This window comes from Pseudoalteromonas sp. SG41-2, assembly GCF_014164535.1.
Classification (GTDB): Bacteria; Pseudomonadota; Gammaproteobacteria; order Enterobacterales; family Alteromonadaceae; genus Pseudoalteromonas; species Pseudoalteromonas rhizosphaerae.
The window spans coordinates 93691-111956 of the sequence record NZ_JACJFK010000009.1 but is presented as its reverse complement, the minus strand read 5'-3'; the positions used below and the strand labels follow the sequence as shown (position 1 = coordinate 111956).

At 41.0% G+C, this 18266-nt stretch carries 15 protein-coding genes; 9 read left to right on the top strand and 6 right to left on the bottom strand.

Features of this window, described 5'->3' with window-relative positions; genetic code table 11:
* The first annotated feature begins 80 nt into the window (after positions 1-80).
* On the top strand, positions 81-791 hold the full coding sequence (locus H5186_RS09195) for an ABC transporter substrate-binding protein (RefSeq protein ID WP_182718241.1): 711 nt from the start codon (positions 81-83) through the stop codon (positions 789-791).
* A gap of 23 nt (positions 792-814) precedes the next feature.
* On the opposite strand, the gene H5186_RS09190 is transcribed toward H5186_RS09195, so the two are convergent.
* Positions 815-1765 (bottom strand): helix-turn-helix domain-containing protein, encoded by a 951-nt coding sequence (locus H5186_RS09190; protein ID WP_182739988.1) that lies wholly within the window; start codon positions 1763-1765, stop codon positions 815-817.
* 246 nt (positions 1766-2011) lie between these two features.
* Here H5186_RS09190 and H5186_RS09185 point away from each other — a divergent pair, with 246 nt between their 5' ends.
* From H5186_RS09185 to eat, 3 genes are read left to right on the top strand one after another with little or no spacing between them, the layout of a single operon-like run.
* Complete coding sequence (locus H5186_RS09185) at positions 2012-3418, top strand: ethanolamine ammonia-lyase subunit EutB (RefSeq protein WP_182718243.1); 1407 nt, start codon at positions 2012-2014, stop codon at positions 3416-3418.
* Positions 3415-4284, top strand: coding sequence for an ethanolamine ammonia-lyase subunit EutC (eutC, locus tag H5186_RS09180; RefSeq protein ID WP_182718244.1), 870 nt, complete (start codon positions 3415-3417; stop codon positions 4282-4284). Before H5186_RS09185 ends, eutC begins: the two co-directional genes overlap by 4 nt.
* 51 nt (positions 4285-4335) lie before the next feature.
* Entirely contained in the window at positions 4336-5733 is a 1398-nt protein-coding gene (gene eat / locus H5186_RS09175; RefSeq protein WP_218939782.1) for an ethanolamine permease, read from the top strand.
* Positions 5734-5785: 52 nt separating this feature from the next.
* Here eat and H5186_RS09170 read toward each other — a convergent pair whose 3' ends face one another.
* The gene (locus H5186_RS09170; protein WP_182718245.1) at positions 5786-7291 is read right to left on the bottom strand and encodes a DUF2235 domain-containing protein; all 1506 of its coding nucleotides are present in this window, start codon (positions 7289-7291) and stop codon (positions 5786-5788) included.
* 537 nt (positions 7292-7828) lie between these two features.
* Between H5186_RS09170 and H5186_RS09165 the strand changes: the two genes are divergently transcribed.
* Positions 7829-8338 (top strand): ABC transporter substrate-binding protein, encoded by a 510-nt coding sequence (locus tag H5186_RS09165; protein ID WP_182794381.1) that lies wholly within the window; start codon positions 7829-7831, stop codon positions 8336-8338.
* Positions 8339-8480: 142 nt separating this feature from the next.
* Positions 8481-9455: a transposase gene (locus tag H5186_RS09160; RefSeq protein ID WP_182761740.1), complete on the top strand. Its 975-nt coding sequence runs from the start codon at positions 8481-8483 to the stop codon at positions 9453-9455.
* A 404-nt stretch (positions 9456-9859) separates the two neighbouring features.
* On the opposite strand, the gene H5186_RS09155 is transcribed toward H5186_RS09160, so the two are convergent.
* Positions 9860-11164, bottom strand: coding sequence for an NAD(P)/FAD-dependent oxidoreductase (locus H5186_RS09155; protein ID WP_182739985.1), 1305 nt, complete (start codon positions 11162-11164; stop codon positions 9860-9862).
* A 267-nt stretch (positions 11165-11431) separates the two neighbouring features.
* On the opposite strand from H5186_RS09155, the gene H5186_RS09150 reads away from it, so the two are divergent.
* The 3 genes from H5186_RS09150 to H5186_RS09140 all read left to right on the top strand — a co-directional run bounded on the left by H5186_RS09150 (position 11432) and on the right by H5186_RS09140 (position 14224).
* Complete coding sequence (locus H5186_RS09150; RefSeq protein ID WP_182794380.1) at positions 11432-13381, top strand: ATP-dependent DNA helicase RecQ; 1950 nt, start codon at positions 11432-11434, stop codon at positions 13379-13381.
* Between the two features lie 47 nt (positions 13382-13428).
* Positions 13429-13755, top strand: coding sequence for a YkgJ family cysteine cluster protein (locus tag H5186_RS09145; protein ID WP_182718251.1), 327 nt, complete (start codon positions 13429-13431; stop codon positions 13753-13755).
* A gap of 88 nt (positions 13756-13843) precedes the next feature.
* Positions 13844-14224, top strand: coding sequence for a VanZ family protein (locus H5186_RS09140; protein ID WP_149981943.1), 381 nt, complete (start codon positions 13844-13846; stop codon positions 14222-14224).
* 553 nt (positions 14225-14777) lie between these two features.
* Here the strand turns inward: H5186_RS09140 and H5186_RS09135 are convergent.
* The 3 genes from H5186_RS09135 to H5186_RS09125 are packed head-to-tail and all read right to left on the bottom strand — an operon-like array spanning position 14778 to position 18265.
* Positions 14778-16142, bottom strand: a complete 1365-nt coding sequence (locus H5186_RS09135; RefSeq protein ID WP_182794379.1) for a TrkH family potassium uptake protein — start codon at positions 16140-16142, stop codon at positions 14778-14780.
* Between the two features lie 2 nt (positions 16143-16144).
* The gene (locus tag H5186_RS09130; RefSeq protein WP_182718253.1) at positions 16145-16798 is read right to left on the bottom strand and encodes a TrkA family potassium uptake protein; all 654 of its coding nucleotides are present in this window, start codon (positions 16796-16798) and stop codon (positions 16145-16147) included.
* Positions 16799-16810: 12 nt separating this feature from the next.
* Complete coding sequence (locus H5186_RS09125) at positions 16811-18265, bottom strand: TrkH family potassium uptake protein (RefSeq protein WP_182794378.1); 1455 nt, start codon at positions 18263-18265, stop codon at positions 16811-16813.
* Position 18266 lies beyond the last annotated feature (1 nt).

Sequence of the window (18266 nt, the reverse complement as noted above, 5' to 3'; positions counted from 1 at the left end):
CAGATGCACCATACTGTACAAAGCGTCTATAATTTTACTAGGCTGTAGTTATTAAATACATTTACTTATTTTTGATATTGTTGAGTCCAATTAGTAGCGGCTGCGAAAAAACTCTGCAAGTAGGGGTGGTGTTACCTTGGCCACCGTTTGTCTTTGATGGTGAGCAGGCTCTTACAGGAATAGATGTAGAGATCAGCCGTTTGGTGTTAACGCATGCTGGATTCTGTAGTCAGTTTGTGTCTTTACCGTCATCAAAGCGCGGTTTGGTCGAGCTTGAAAAAGGCCGCGTGGATATATTAACTGCTGCGAGTTTCAATCAACAACGTGCCCAATATAGTCACTTTTCAACCCCATATAGACGTGAGAAAATGCGGCTGTTCTGGTATGAAGATGCTAAGTACCTAACACACGATTTAGCCAGCCTGTTGGCGCAACAAAAAACAATAGCCGTAAATAATGGTGGTTATTATGGTAAAGAATTTGAGCAGCTAAGCAAAGTCACAAACAATAAAGATTTACTTGTACGAGTACCTTTGCTCAAGCACCGGCTATATATGTTAAAAGCTAAACGCGTCGATTTTATGATCGATGATGAAATATCTGGGTTATACCTCATAAGCCAAGAAAAAATCCCCGGTATTACACTGCATCCTTATGTTATTCATGATAATCCAATCCATTTTATGCTCAGTAAAAAAACGGTCACGATGGACAATGTGCGCTCAATTAATGCAGCGATCATTGATATGCAATCGAATATCAAGCAAATAATTGCCAGCTATACCTATTAATTAACTGGCTATAATTGATACCACTAAAGCTGCGCACGTTTTACTGTGTCTGAAGGGTTTTCACCAAATAGTTGTTTATAGTCTTTAGCAAACTGGCCCGGATGCCAAAAGCCCCAATTGGCGGCAATCATTGAAATGTGTTTATTTTGTTGCGGATCACTGAGTTCACGGCGTATTTGGTTAAGCCGGGTCATGCGTAAAAAACGCAGCGGATTGATGCCTAAAATACTTTCAAAGCTGTATTGTAAAGTCCGTCGACAAACGTAGGTAAACTCACATAATTGGGTGATAGTCACTATGTTGTCTGGGTGATCGTGAATAAATTCTTTCGCTTTATCAACAACGTTTTTACGGTGTTTATAACTTGGGGTTACTTTTTGCTGGGGGAGTTGTGATTGCAGTAAGTGCAGCACTAAATTTAATAAAATATCGTGTTGTAAAGCCGCACTTGCTCCACCGCCATTAGCATAAATGATTTGTTCAATGCATTCACGAGCACGTTGCAGTGCTTGTGGTGATGTTGTAATACGCGGTGATCCATGCTCACAAATGCCCTGAAGCGACAACCCTTGTTGCTGAGCAATTTGATGAAGGGTATCTTGATTGATCACCATGCCATAAATATTAAATTGCGCAGGGGTGATCAGCTCAAAGTTGCAATCACTTGGGCGGCACATTAATTGATTATCAGCGATGGTGAGACCGTTAATTTTACTGTTTAGTGCGTTTACCGGAATGCCAAGCCATAACGCATTTGGCCATACTTTACACTGTTGTCGTAATGCGCACTGTGTATACTCTTTAAACACTTGCAAACCATCATAAGCCACTTCATCAATACAGCCATAAAAGCGGCCATCACTGACTTGATCATATTTTTGTTGCCAGTTTGTTAGGTTTCCCGCCTGCTGGTCCACATCGGTTGTAGCTAAAGTGCACTTACTTGGTGCATTTGTCGGTAAATTATGTTGCATAGTTGCGTATTACACCTCAGGCTAATTATTACAAGTAAACAGTAGTTGTCCGATTTTTAATTTTAACTATATGATTTTTATTGTTTAAGTAACATTTGCCAAAACTTGATAGTTGCTTGGTACGCTATAAGCTACCTTAAAAGAATCGTTGTACTGTTTATTGCTTTATTTATTGTTTTTTATTGTAGTAAAAGCAATAGCTGTGCCTATCCTTTTTAACACACATTTTGTCAGCAAGGTAAGTTTATGAGTAAATCGTATCGATACACGTTAGGAAGTAAAACCTACCAGTTTAACAATCTCGCACAGTTAATGGCTAAAGCGACCCCGCAGCGCTCTGGTGATAGCTTGGCAGGTGTTATTGCCAGTTCTGCCGAAGAGCGAGCCGTGGCACAAATGACGCTGGCAGAAGTCCCTTTAAAAACATTCTTGAACGATGCCTTGATCCCTTATGAAGACGATGAAATTACTCGGCTAATAATAGATGAACATGACACTAACGCATTTGCAGCAATCGCACATTTAACGGTAGGTGATTTTCGTAATTGGCTGCTGAGTGATCACGCAACAAGCCATGTTTTAGCGACAATCAGAGCGGGTATTACCCCCGAAATGGCTGCTGCTGTTAGTAAAATAATGCGTAATCAAGATCTGATCTTAGTTGCCAAAAAGTGCCATGTTACGACTGCATTTAGAAATACCATTGGCTTACCTGGCCACTTATCAACACGCTTACAGCCTAATCATCCAACAGATAATGTAAATGGCATTGCCGCGAGTATTTTAGATGGGCTGCTGTATGGCAGTGGCGATGCCGTAATTGGTATTAACCCCGCCACTGATAATGTTGCACAAGCGATTAAATTAATGCGGTTAATGGATGATGTGATTGAAAAATACCAGATCCCGACTCAAAGCTGTGTTCTCACGCATGTAACTAACACCATTGAATGTATTGAGGCCGGTGCGCCGGTTGACTTAGTGTTTCAGTCTATAGGGGGGACTGAGGCGACTAACTCAAGTTTTGGTTTTAATTTAAATACACTTGCTGAGGCGCAAGATGCAGCACAAAGTTTAAAACGCGGAACAGTAGGCAATAATGTGATGTATTTTGAAACGGGGCAGGGCAGCTCGCTATCAGCAAATGCCCACCATGGGCTTGATCAACAAACGTGTGAAACCCGTGCTTATGCCGTAGCGCGAAAATTCAAACCGTTACTGGTCAATACCGTAGTGGGTTTTATTGGCCCGGAATATCTATTTGATGGCAAAGAAATTACTCGAGCAGGGCTTGAAGACCATTTTTGTGCCAAATTACTGGGTGTGCCTATGGGCTGTGATGTGTGCTACACCAACCATGCTGAGGCAGATCAAAATGATATGGACAACTTACTGACCTTACTCGGTGTAGCGGGGTGTTCGTTTGTAATGGGGATCCCCGGATCTGACGATATTATGCTTAACTATCAAACCACCTCATTTCATGATGCTCTGTATGCAAGGCGGGTATTAGGTTTGCGTCCAGCACCTGAATTCGAACTTTGGCTGGCAAAAATGAACATTATGACAGATACCCAGCAGCATATTTTGTCTGACACGTTACCGTCACAATTTGCGCGTTCTTTGAAAGCTTTAGGTGGTGGACAGCCATGAAAAACTCATCTCCCAAAACGGCACAGCAAATACAGCAACAACATCAAGATAATGGCAAAGTGGTGCATAACCCTTGGCGGCAACTACGCAGCTTTACCGATGCACGCATTGGTTTAGGGCGCGCTGGGATCAGTCTTCCGACGGCTGAAATGTTGGCGTTTCAACTCTCCCATGCGCAAGCACGAGATGCGGTTAATTTTCCATTGGATTTAGCTGCGTTAAGTGAACAGCTAGAGGATTTTTGCGCATCACCACTGCATTTACATAGTCAAGCCGTGGATCGCAATCATTATTTACAACGCCCTGATTTAGGTCGAAAACTAGATCAAGCATCGCGCGATCAGCTAAGCAACTATATGAGGAAAGCGGCTATAGCCACTGAGTTACACCATGATATCGCAATCGTTATTGTTGATGGTTTATCGTCTTTAGCAGTACAAAAAAATGCCCATCCTTTTCTTGTTCAGTTACTGACGATACTGCGTGAACAACCAGAGCCATGGCGTTTGGCACCGATCAGCTTAGTTGAGCAAGGTAGAGTGGCGATAGGCGACGACATAGGTGAGCTCCTTAATGCCAAGGTGGTGCTGGTATTAATTGGTGAACGGCCAGGGCTAAGTTCTCCAGATAGTTTAGGGCTGTATTTAACTTGGCAGCCAAAAACAGGGCTGAATGATGCTTGTCGTAATTGTATCTCTAATATTCGTCCTGCTGGGCTGTCATATCAGGATGCAGCACAACGAACTTTATATCTTTTACAAGAAGCGAAACGTTTAAACCTGTCAGGGGTGGGGTTAAAAGATCGCAGTCAAGACGATGTGATAGAGCATCAAACGCAAACAACAAACTTTTTACTATCAGAATAATCAACAACGAAAACATAATGTAATTACAACAATAAATAGCAGGAGAAGATAATGTCAGATAATAAAGAGTACCTTGCAAAAAGACAGTTAAAACGAGGCTCCGCGGGATGGATTTTATTGGCGGGATTAGGAGTGTCGTATGTTATTTCTGGGGATTTTGCGGGTTGGAACTTTGGTATTGCAGAAGCTGGTTGGGGCGGCTTTGCTGTCGCCACAGTATTAATGGCGGTGATGTATTTAACTTTGGTTTTGTCATTAGCAGAAATGTCGGCGGCCATTCCGGCATCGGGTGGTGGCTATAGTTTTGCGCGTCAGGCAATGGGCCCTGCTGGTGGTTATTTGACCGGCTTGGCCGTGTTAATCGAGTATGCATTAGCACCCGCTGCGATTGTTATTTTTATTGGCTCGGCGGTCGAAGCGCTACTGGGTTTTAATGGTCCTTGGGTGTATGCGCTGTTCTATATTGTGTTTATCAGTATTCATTTAGCGGGAGTGGGTGAAGCATTAAAAGTGATGATGGTGATAAGTGGCTTAGCGGTTTTTGCCATTATAGCCACTGCGATCGCATTATTTACACATTTTGATGTGTCGCGATTGTTTGATATTGCCATCACCGATGCTGCTGGAGCCTCCGAGTTTTTGCCCTTTGGTTGGTATGGCGTGTGGGCTGCATTGCCGTTTGCAATGTGGTTATTTTTAGCCGTTGAAGGCGTACCATTAGCGGCAGAAGAAGCCAAAGATCCAGCTAAAGACGTGCCAAAAGGAATTATAGGTGCAATGTTGTTTTTATTGTTTACTGCTTTGTTAGTCGTAGTATTGATCCCTGGTGCCGGTGGTGCCAGCGCAATGGGGTCTAGTGCCGTGCCGTTAGTTGATGCGCTAAACGTAACAGGGAATGCAAGCTTAGCAACACTCGTTAATATATTAGGTTTAGCGGGTTTAGTGGCGTCGTTTTTCTCGATTATCTATGGGTATAGTCGGTTAGTGTTTGCGCTCTCTAGAGCGGGCTACTTTCCAAAAAGTTTGTCGGTTACAACTTCACGAAAAGTGCCGGCACGTGCCTTAATCGTGCCGGGTATTTTTGGCTTCTTAGCATCATTAAGTGGTGAAGGTGATTTAATGCTGGCGATGGCCGTGGTAGGCGCTACGGTTTCGTATGCATTGATGGCATTGAGCCATATTTTACTGCGTATTAAACAGCCTGAACTCGCACGACCTTATAAAACGCCAGGTGGCATGATAACCTCAGCAATTGCGCTGGTCTTATCTTTGGTGGCTTTAACTGGGGTATACGCGTTTGATCCTCGTGCATTCTTGTTTACTGTGGTGCTATTTGTGATCGGAGCGATTTATTACTTTGCATACAGTAGTAAGCACTTAGTCGCACACAGTGCCGATGAAGAGTTTGCTATGTTGGCTGAAGCTGAAGCCGCTTTAAGTGCAAAATAGTGATAGTTTAATGTTACCAATAGGCCGTTAGCACGGCCTATTAATAATGCAATTAACCAAGGCGGGTCACGTTTATTTTTATACGCCCAGCATTAGCGCCATAAAAACGCACCAAATCATTTGCAAAAGGCGTAAATTCTCCTGAGTGAGTCATTTTAAATTCACCCCCATCGGCAATCTCAAAAGCATCATTATCGCTATGGGCAATAGCACCAATTAAGGCAAACCAGTTTGCATGTGGTAAACGACGAAAGGGTTCGAGCAATGCCATGGGGATCTCTTTTACACCCAACTGTAGGTTATCTCGGTGCCAACCTTGTGGCCCACATTTTACGCCATCGTCATACCAAAGTTGTTCTGGGTAAGGGCTAAAGCGATAAGTAGCTCCTTGTTCAAGCATTAGTCCTGTTGCATTGTATTGCTCTGCGGCATAAACCAACACATCTTGGCTTTGGCCAATTTGTAACACTGACATGTTTTGATTTTTTAAAGCTATATGGGCAGACAAACCGTTAAAACTAAACGTAGTTTGATCTGCATACAGCAGTTGATAACTAAGGTTTTTTAAAGACTCGGGACGATAACTGGTTAATTGATTGATACGTGTAGCAACACTGTGGTGGATAATGGGTAACAGCTTACTTTGTTCGTCATCAACCAGCACGGTACATTCACGATCAATCAGTTTAAATAAAGGATTAAACCAAAAATAATTCTGTTGATGGCTTAACGCGAGAGGATCTGGGGTGATGGTCATATCATCTTGGGCGATAAAACTGTTTTGATCCGCAGGAAATAACGATGAATACTCGATTGCTTGACTAGTTAAAAAGGATAAAGCCACAGGCAGTTCAAGTAACCACTCCATTGCAAAGCGTAAGCAAATATCCGCCAGCCCATCTCGATAATAGCCACCACCGATATCGGAATGTGCGCCTGCAAACCATATTTCATGTACATTGTTTTGATGATTTATAAGGGTAGGCTCAAAAGCTCGACGCTTTTCATCCAGTGCCACACAATGCAGAGCCTGATTTATGTTGGTCGCTAAAGTATGGTTTTCAAAAATAACATGCTCAGCGCCTCGGGTGGCCTTGGTGACTTTGGATAAACCAATGGATGCCACAGTATCAAATACGCATAAATAAACGTTATTATCTATGAGCGGCTCTAAGCACTTTGCAAAACGTCGTGCTAACGCAGCGCCGCGACTAAAGCCAGTGAGTAACAATGTATCGCCAGTTTTGTAGTAGCGCTTAAAATCATTTATAGCATGATTTAAAATACTGGCAACATCGTCATCGCGTGGTGCGAAAGATTGATTGAGGAATCGCTTTAAACGACTTCCTTGAGTTCCAATACCTTGGTAATAGAAGCTAAGTTGATTAGTAAAAGGAGTAACGGGCTCGTTATTTAATTGGCCACCCATTAATAAATGAAGTTTGAGAATATTCGAAATGCTTGCATCTTCCTTAAAATGCGCAGAGCTGAACTGCTCAGCATCACGTGGCTCACTACCTGTGCCATCAAAGTTGAAAATCAGCGTTTTCGCGGTCATAGCATCATTCCTTTATGTGGTTTTTTATAACTTACAGGTAAATTATTTAAATTTGAAGACAATCCACTCAAATATGCTATAAGGATTTTTTGTTATTTATTTTAGGCAATACTTTTTTATAGATTGAAAATAATATAGTCAAATGTAGTCTAAGCTTAAACAGTTGAAGCTCTGGTTTAGTAACAAAGTTCAAGTTGCCATTAAGCCTTAGGTTAAATAGTTAAGTTACGCAGATTTGCCTAGAGCAAATGTATTATTGTGTATCTTTAGATAGGCATGATAAAAGGTATCGTGTTGCTATGACTAAATTTTTTATTATTTTGCTGTTATGCATACAAAGTACTGCTGCGCTTTCTAATTCAATAACACAGCCTTTAGTAGGATCTCATAATGAATGGCCTCCCTACATATTTGCTGATGGAACGGGTATGACTACTGAGCTTGTACGTGCTGCATTTTTTAGCCAGAATATTGCATTCGATATTAAAATAGCGCCATTTAGTCGTGCAATGCGAATGTTAAAATAATGAAATAGATTTGATCCCTGCATTATGGTGGACAGAAAATCGTGCTAAAACAATTTTATTTAGCCAGCCCTACTTTACTAATGAACTTAGCATAATTAGTAATACTAAGTCGCAGCTTGATTATCAAGGCCCTCACAGCCTAGAAAGCTTAACAATCAGTACAATTAGAGGTTACGGATATCATGAGTATTTACAGTCTATTGATAGGCTTACAATCGTTCCTTTACTTAATGTCCATAGTTGTCTTGAGCATGTAAAAAAGCATCGCGCTGATATTGCTCTGGTTGATAAATACGCAGCATGGTTCGAAATGAAAAAAAATGGTTACTCAACAGAGCTAACAATTTGGCAACCAGCTTTAATTAAGCACCCTCTTCATATAGGGATCAGTAAAGAGCATCCCGATGCTGAATATATAATAACCTCCTTCAACAAAGGGCTAGAGCAAATAAAGCGCTCAGGTGAATATGATGAAATATTAGCCCGTTACGAACATCTAGCCTCAGCACAGCCAGAGTAACTAATAAAAAAATAAAGACACCCACCTAATAAATGGCGATTGTAGTAATTCAAACTTAAATGACACCCATAATAATGACTATATTTGCAGTTTTACCATGAGGAACTAGTATTTTATAAGGAACGTGATATCTGAGATATTTATGGCTACTGCAAGAAATCGACAAATCAGTTTAACGGACACTCGTTACTATCATTGTATATCACGATGTGTAAGACGTGCCTATTTGTGTGGTGTGGATGAATATACGGGTCAATGTTATGAACACCGCAGAAAATGGGTTGAAGATAAGCTAATGAGTTTGGCATCTCTCTTTTTTATAGATGTGTGCGCTTATGCAGTAATGAGTAATCATACTCATATTGTAGTGTACGTAGATAGTAAAAAGGCGGAAAGAGTAAATGATAGAGCAGTTGCAATTCGCTGGCATAAAGCCTTTAAAGGTTCTGAATTAACACGACGTTTTGCTAAAGGTGAAAAGCTAGCATCTTTTGAGATGAAAATAGTTACAGATAGTATTGCGCAATATCGTTCAAGGTTAATGGATATTAGCTGGTTCATGCGCTCTTTAAATGAATATATAGCGCGAAAAGCAAATAAAGAAGATGACTGTAAGGGGCGATTTTGGGAGGGACGGTTCAAATCCCAAGCGTTACTTGATGAAGCCGCATTATTAGCATGTATGGCGTATGTTGATTTAAACCCAGTTCGTGCAGGTATTGCTGACAAACCAGAAAATTCAGATTTCACGAGTGTCAAAAAGCGTATTATTTCGGTCGCAGCAGGGAAACAGCCCAAATCATTACAACGTTTTTCAGGGATGGCAACACAGCATATGGTGAAAGGTTTACCTTTTGAGCTAACTTCCTACCTTTCTCTTGTTGATGCGACAGGGCGCTGTATTCGTCCTGATAAAATAGGTTATATAGCCGCCGATCTAACCCCTTTGCTTGAAAGGTTGCAAATAACCCCCGAAAACTGGTTGAAAGTTACCAGCAAATTTACCACCGTTTTTCACGGTGCTGTTGGAAGACCTGAGTCGTTAAATATGTTTTGTGAACATCAACACTTTAAGCGACGAACGAATCTAACGAATTGCGAAAAATTACTAGCGTGATAACGTAGCCAACCAATAATACATAACTTATTAATTCAGATTTTTTTGACGCCTAAAAATGCAAACGCCTGATATTTATCTGCCATTTGTATAAAAGTCCTTTTTGAAAATAACTACGGTTTTTAATTGTTTCGTTTATTGCCCTAACCTGGATGTTTGCAATTTCATTCTTATTTTGAATGGGTGTCATTGCAATTTTTAGATGGGTGTCTTTTTTATTTACCTTCAATCCATTGCTTTAAAATGTAAGTTTGCATTTTTTTAGATATATATGGATGGGTGTATGGATGGGTGTCAATTTTAATTTTAATGGGTATCATTATAATTTCTAGATGGGTGTCATTTTTTATTTTATTTCTAGGTGTGTAAGTGAAGCGGCGGCTCCACTTACTCTTGTTAGTTGCTTAATGTAATTTCATCTTTGGCCTAACGACCCGGAGCACTTTTTCGCTGATCCATAATGCAAAGGTTTTGGCGCTGCCGTGGATAGCGCGTTGATGCATGCGATAGAGCGAAATATACATAAAGCGGGCTATCTTGCCTTCAATAAAAAAGCTATTACTAGTGAGGTTGCCCATTAAGCTCCCCACGGTACTGTAGCGTGACAAATTGACGAGCGAACCATGATCGCTGTATTCAAAGCCAGTTAACGGCTGTTGGCGCAGTGTCGCAATTAGGTTTTTTTCAACACATTGTGCCATTTGATGGGCTGATTGCGCACGGGGCGGTACTAATTTGCCATCTTTTTGTGTAAACGCGCAACAGTCACCTAATACAAAAATGGTGTCATCGCTATTACTTTGCAAATAGTCGTTCACCATGATTTGGTTATTACGAGTTAGTTCAAAAACCCCGAGATCTTTTATAAAATCGGGGGCTTTTACACCCGCTGCCCATACCATAATGTCGGCATCGATCTGTTCATCATCTTTAGTGATGAATCCTTGATTTGTTGCCTGCTTTACTTGGGTGTTTTCTCGAACGTTAACACCAAGCTTTAGTAGCTCTCTTTTCGCTGAGTTTGCTATACGCTCTGGTAGGGCGGGTAAAATACGCGGGCCTGCTTCGATTAAGTGAATGTGTAAGCGCTTTGCCGACATATTTGTCAAACCATAAAGTTTTAATAAGTCAGAAACATGATACAGCTCAGCTGAGAGTTCAACGCCTGTTGCGCCACCGCCAACAATGGCAATATTTAATGCATGCTGTGGGTCGTCGTCTTGATGTAGCCGAGTAAAGTTATCGAGTAGCGCGTGCTGAAAGCGTTCCGCTTGTTGGTTTGAATCAAGATAAAAACAATGTTCTTTAATACCGGGTGTATTGAAGTCGTTACTGACGCTGCCGATGGCAATCACCAAGTAGTCATAATGAACGGTGCGTTGTGGTAAAATTTGATGGCCAAGTTCGTCATTAAAGGCACTGAGTGTGATGGTTTTATTAGCGTTATCAAGGTTGCAAAAAGTGCCAAGTTGAAAGTTATAATGATGTTTTGCTGCGTGTGCTGAGTAAACTACCCCATCTAAATCGGCATCTATAGAACCCGTTGCCACTTCGTGCAGCAAAGGTTTCCAAATATGGGTGCGATTTTTATCAATTAATAGAATGTCGGCGTGTTTTTTCTTCCCTAGTTTATGCCCTAATTGCGTTGCGAGCTCAAGGCCGCCGGCACCGCCACCGATGATCACGATTTTAGGATGTGTGGTTATCATTTCATTGCCCTCAAAAGAATTATACCTAAATGCTCTTATGATGATGAAACGTATAGAACACTTAGGTATTGAGCTGAACAAAAATGTTCAAAATACCTTTTCAAGCAACGCATTTATAATGCGCCTTTTCTCACGATTTGTCAGTAAAATTTAATAGGAACAAATAGATAAGCCAAGAAAATAAAGCAAAAAAAAGTTACCATGGCAAACATTGCATTTTCAAACTATGATTTCCTTTATTAGGGAATATGAATAAAGGGAAATATTATGAGCGGATCGATACTTTCTTCACTTGAGCAACACTTTGGGTTTAGTCAATTTCGCCAAGGTCAGCAGCAAACCATAGAGCAACTGCTAAATAACCAATCATCATTGGCAATGTTCCCCACTGGATCTGGTAAGTCATTGTGTTATCAGTTAACTGCATTGCATTTACCTAATCTAACGCTGGTTGTTTCGCCATTACTTGCGCTGATGAAAGACCAAATTGGTTTTTTAAATAACAAGGGAATTTATGCCGCAAGCCTTGATTCAAGCCAAACTACAGAGCAAAGCCACACTGTAATGAGCGATGTGCGTGCCGGTAAAGTGAAAATCTTAATGGTGTCGGTAGAACGTTTTAAAAACGAGCGATTTCGTGAATTTATTAATCAAGTGGCTATTTCAATGCTGGTGGTTGACGAAGCTCACTGTATTTCCGAATGGGGCCATAATTTTAGGCCTGATTATTTAAAACTGCCGCGCTATCGTGATGAGCTCAATATTCCCTTGGTATTATTATTAACGGCCACCGCCACTAAAAAAGTAAAGCGTGATATGAGTGAACGTTTTGCAATTACCCCAGAATGCATTGTACAAACTGGGTTTTATCGGGCTAATTTAGACTTATCGATACTCAGCGTGAAAAGCGCTGATAAAGCAAGTACATTGGCTAATATTGTGCGCGAGCAAACGGGCCCAGGGATTGTTTATGTGACCTTACAACATAGTGCAGAGCAAGTCGCTGAAGCGCTTAGCCGCCAGGGCTTACACGCTGTGGCTTATCATGCTGGGCTTGAAGATACCCTGCGTTATGGTATCCAAGATGATTTTATGGCGGGTAAAATTAATGTCGTAGTGGCCACGATTGCGTTTGGTATGGGGGTTGATAAATCAGATATCCGTTTTGTTATTCATTATGATTTACCAAAGTCGATTGAAAACTACAGCCAAGAAATTGGTCGTGCAGGGAGAGACGGACAACTATCGCAGTGTTTTACATTGGCTAATTTAGATGGCTTAAACACGGTTGAAAACTTTGTTTATGGCGATACCCCAGAGCTTAGCGGTATTGAGCATGTGATCAACGATATTCGCCAACACCAAAGCGATCACTCAAAAGAAAGTCAACAGTGGGAAATGCAAGAATACAGCCTTTCAAGTGATAGTAATATTCGCCAATTAGCGCTTAAAACCTTGTTAGTACAATTGGAAATGCAAGGTGCAATAACACCACTTTATGCTTATTACGCCGACTTTAAATATAAGTTTTTGGTTGATAAAGCCGCTTTACTTGGTCACTTTGATGCTGATAGACAAGCATTTTTACAGTTAATATTTAACCATACCCAGTTTAAAAAAATCTGGGGCACACTAAATTTTGACACGCTTACCCAAGCCGCTCAGGTGGATCGCAAACGCGTTGTTGCAGCGCTTGATTATTTAGCAGAGAAGAATTTAATAGCACTTGAAACAAAGCGAATCACCCAAGTCTATCAAGTACATAATGAGGTAATTAATAACCCTGAGCTGGCTAAGCAATTACACAGCTATTTTGTTGATAAAGAGCAAGCTGAAATTAAGCGTATTGCGGCACTTATTCGCTTTTTCGAGCTTAAAACATGTTTGAGCTATAACCTTGCTCGTTATTTTGACGACCATCAAGCGCCACAGCAATGCGGCCATTGCTCAGTATGTAGAGGCCAAGCTGTAACACTTGAATATTCACTCGCTCATAGCTTTGCTAACGATGCTGTAATTTATCAAAAGGTTGATGAGTTACTTAGTCACCTCGCCAGTAAAGGTATACATAATATAGGTATTGAAACCCAATGCCGCTTTTTAGCGGGAATGAGCGTACCGTTATTTGCGCGTAACAAAGTGCGTCAACTCAGTGGTTTTGGTTTGTGTGAGCAGCAGCGTTACAGCGAAATAAAAGCGAAACTACTGGCGCGTTAGTTTTGCTCGTGTATGCTAAGCGGCTAACATTATTTTAGTAAGCCGCTATGCCTCAAACCGTTATCCCCATCGACAATATAATTCCTATTGAAACAGTTACTAACGCCCCTGAGCCGGTTACCTGTGCTAACTGCCAAGCATGTTGTTGTCAGTTAGAAGTGCGTATTGTGACCGACACCGGTGTGCCATTTCATTATATTGAGTATGATAAATGGGGCAGCGAAGTGATGAAACGCGCCGATGATGGTTGGTGCCAAGCACTCGACCGCAATACCTTAATGTGTTCAATCTACGAAAACCGCCCGTTAGTATGCCGCGAATTTGAAATGGCATCGGACGAGTGCATCACCGAGCGTGACCTTGCAGGGATCTGATGGTTGCTTTAGCAGTGGAACACTAAGTGATTGAATTATAGTCACTATTCGGCTATGGTTGGTAACTCAACAATAACATTAAACAATCATGCATAAATTAATCACTATTGTGTCAGTTACTTTTCTTAGCTTTATTATATGGGTCATATATCAAGCTAATACGGGGCAACATAGTATTTTCTTTGAGCTTGTTAGAAGTATCCCTTATGGCGATAAAGTAGGGCACTTTTGTTTATTTGGTTTGCTTACTCTAGGTGCTAATTTTGCGTTTAAGCTAAAATCATATTCAGTATTGTCATGCAATTTGTATATTGGTTCGAGCGTCGTGTTTCTATTCGTTTTATTGGAAGAGCTAAGCCAATACTTCATACCTAGTAGAACCTTAGACATCGCTGATCTACTTGCTGATGCTTTTGGTATCCTCACTTTTAGTTTGATAACCAAGCTGATAAATAAAGGTTCGCGATGACGAGTTTTATTAGCTTACATTAGTTGATTACTGCAAATGAACAGCTTTTTCTCCTGCATAGCAAGCGCTGGTTTGAAGGTTTTTTTGTCGTTAGTTTATTAATGTATCGATAGTTAAATTTTATTCAATTCAATTCAGAACCATTAACCAACCTCATATTCGTTATGCAAGCTCTTAAATCATCATGGTTAATTTTTGGCTGTATTCCATAAATTAACAATGGGTGTCTTTGTTATTTTCCAATCAATTTTTAGTTTACACATTACGAAATTAAGATTGGTGTCTGTGTTATTATCTTTATGCAAGCTCTTAAACCATCATGGTTAATTTTTGGCTGTATTCCATAAATTAACAGTGGATGTCTTTGTTATTTTCCAATCAATTTTTAGTTTACACATTACGAAATTAAGATAGGTGTCTGCGTTATTATCTGTGTTTTTAACCTATGAAAATCGTCTGTTAGTATGTGGCGAATTTTAAATGGCATCAAGCTAGTACGTCACTGAGCGAGTATTAGCTGGGATTTAGTTTGAGATTCTCCCAGCTCTGCTATTTAGCCAATCGATAATTGTGCGCTTGGATATCTTAGTTTCCTACTGCGAGGACTCGCTAAAAAGTAGGCAATGATTAAGGGGCCAATCCTTCCCATAAACATTAAAAACATAATGATAAATTCGCCCAGCGGAGAAAGAGAAGCAGTTAAACCCCGAGACAATCCTACAGTGCCAAGTGCAGACACAGCCTCAAAGGCGACATCTAAAAAAGGCGCATCTTCAACAATCAGTAAAGTAAAAATAGCCAGCCATGTTATACCCGCTGAAACAAGGGTTAAAGCCAGTGCTTTATATACAGATTCTTTGTCGATTTCTCGGCGTAACACAGTAACGCCTTTATCGCGGCGTAAGTAGCTGTAAGTTGCTAAAATCAACACCACAAAAGTCACTACTTTTATACCACTTGCGGTACTGAGTGAGCCTCCACCAATAAACATTAACATCATTGTTAATGCGGTACTGGCATTTCTCAGCTCTTCTATAGCAATGGTATTAAATCCAGCCGTACGCGGTGTTACGGCTTGAAACCAAGCAGCTAGCCATTTACCGACTTCTGACAAGGGTTGCAGTGTTTTTGGATTGTCATATTCAATAACGTAAATCAGTACCAGCGCTACAATATTGATGATAACCGTGCTGATCAGCATTAACTTACTATAGGTGCTAAGGGCTGCCCAACGTTTTGATTTATACACATCCATGAGTACGGTAAAACCTAGGCCACCGATAATAAACAAACCAGTAACGGTAAGATTGATCACAGGATCGTCAACATACTGCATTAGGCTGTTGGGGCTAAGCGCAAATCCCGCATTATTAAATGCACTAATGGTATAAAACAACGCATGGAAAAAGCTGGTTTGTAAGCCCAGCTCAGGGAGCCAGTACAGCGTTAAAATAACAACACCGAGTGACTCAACAATGATGGCAAAAAGCAACACTGATTTTGCCGTACTCAAAAGTGTTGATGTATCTGTTTGATTAAAAGCTGCTTTAGTTACTGTTTTTTGAATAAAGCCAACTTTGTTACCCAATGCCAGCAAGGTTACCACTGCAAATGTCATCAAACCCAAGCCACCAAGTTGAATTAATAGCGCGATCACCCCTTGGCCAAAAGGGGTAAATGCGGAGCCTGTGTCTACCACAACTAATCCGGTGACGGTTACCGCCGATGTTGCAGTAAAGGCACTTTGTATCCACGAAATAGGTTCATTGGTGGCAAAAGGCAGCTTTAATGCTAAAGCCCCTAGTGCGATTAATATCAAAAAGCTGCAGCATAAAATAAGCGGCGGTGCAGCATTGATTTTTTTATGCCCACTGACTTTGCGCTCAATAGGCGTTTTGAGAGGGTGCCATAAAACCATGGTTATAACAGCCTTGGAGCTAGATAGTTTAATTCGACTCGGCTACCTGATAGCAGTAAGGTGTCGTGGGTATGTAACTCAAAGTCGTCATCAAGCTTGACAAACGTTTGCTTGGCGCGCTTTACCAATAGAGGGTCTACAGTGCCTTTTATTTCTCTGAGTAGATGCCCTAGTTTTGTTTTATGTAGGTGAGCTTTTATACTTACTTCAACAACGTATAAGCCATTGCCTAATGAAATATAGTCGTTCACTATCGGGTAATTAAGCGCTTGTGCAACGCGCACTCCCATTTCTTCTTCTGGGTGAATAATACGCGAGACACCCAACTTTGATATAATCGTATGATGCGCTTTGGTGCTGGCTTTAACCCATATTTGTTTAACCGCTAAATTTTTTAGTGCTAAGGTACACAATATGCTGGACTGCATATCTTCACCGATCGCGACTAAGACCGCTTCACTATTTGCTAAATCGAGCTCCTTTAACGCCGCTTCATCTGTTGAATCGCATACCACTGTCTCTGATAAGTGCTCAACATACTTTTCGGCGAGTTTTGGGTTGCTATCAACGCCAGTCACTGTGTGTCCTAAATGGATCAACTCCAAGCTTGCTGCAATGCCAAAGCGGCCTAAACCGATAACTGTAAAATGTGCCATAGTATTCCTTCGTTATTTTTTCCAAAAGCTATGAGTAAAAAGTGTAAAAACAGTAAAATATTCTAACCGACCCACGATCATAGCGACCGAGAGTATCCAAATACCGGTGTCTGAAACGGGTTGAAAGTTAGCGCCAACTTCACCAAATCCAGGGCCAAGTACATTGACGCATGCAGCTACTGCAGTAAATGCGCTCCAAAAATCCAGACCCGTTGCCATAAGCAACATTGTAAACAGTAAGCTTGAACCAACAGCAAAGGTCATAAATGCCATAATTGCATGGCGTACATCTTCTTTAACGGGCGATCCTTGATACTTCAGTGTAAATATCGCTCTTGGGTGAAGCAGCTGTTTAATATTGTTATTAATCATTTTGCCAACAATAATGTTACGAATTATTTTATTTCCGCCAGCCGTTGAACCTGCGCAACCACCAAGATAGCCGGCAATAACCAGTAAAAACCCAGCCTCAGCTGGCCAGTCAGTAAAGCTTGCTGCGCCATAACCGGTGCTGGTAATAAAAGAAATAATATGAAATGTAGAGAAACTAAATGCTTCAAGTACATTTGAGTAGCTGTCTTTAAGCAGTAGCATGGTGGTTAAAAGAACCGATAAAAGCACCACTATATAAATAAAATAACGCGTCTCTTCATCATGATAATAACTAGTAATGGCTCTTTTGTGCGCTACTTTGAAGTGCAAGGCAAAGTTAATCGCTCCTGCAAGCATAAATACATTAGCTATCCACACCAGTAAGTGGCTGTGGTAATACCACATACTGGCATCATGGGTTGAAAAGCCCCCAGTTGAAACCGTGGTAAAGGCATGTGCGATCGCATCGTAAAAACTCATTCCGCCAGCATAATAGGCTAAACTACAAAGTACGGTGATTGCTAAATAAACGCCCCATAAATAATGAGCGGTACTGGCAACGCGCGGAGTCAATTTTTCGTCTTTAATGGGGCCTGGTGTTTCTGCTTTTAATAATTTCATGCCACCAATATTCAACATAGGTAAAATAGCCACTACAAAAATTACAATGCCTAAACCGCCCATCCATTGTAAGAATTGTCGATACAATAAAAAGCTAGCAGGCATGTTATCGAGCCCTGATAACACCGTTGCGCCAGTGGTGGTTAAGGCGCTGATTGACTCAAATACCGCGTCGCTAAAGTTAACGCCAGTGACGACTAGAATAGGAATGGCGCCTAACACACCGGCTATAATCCACGTTACTGTGGCGTAAATAAGTGCATCTCTGAATGTTGCGGCGGTTAGATCAGTTTTACGTAAATTGATAAGTAGCACTAAAGCGACAGAGATCATCGTTGCGCCAGGAATAAGAAATGCGCTAATAACTCGGTCTTTAAAAATAAATAATGAAAGCGCTGCAAAGACCAGTTGTACCACTCCCATCCAAATAATAGGAAAGGCGAGTAGTCTTAAGGTGATTTTCCAATTTATCATC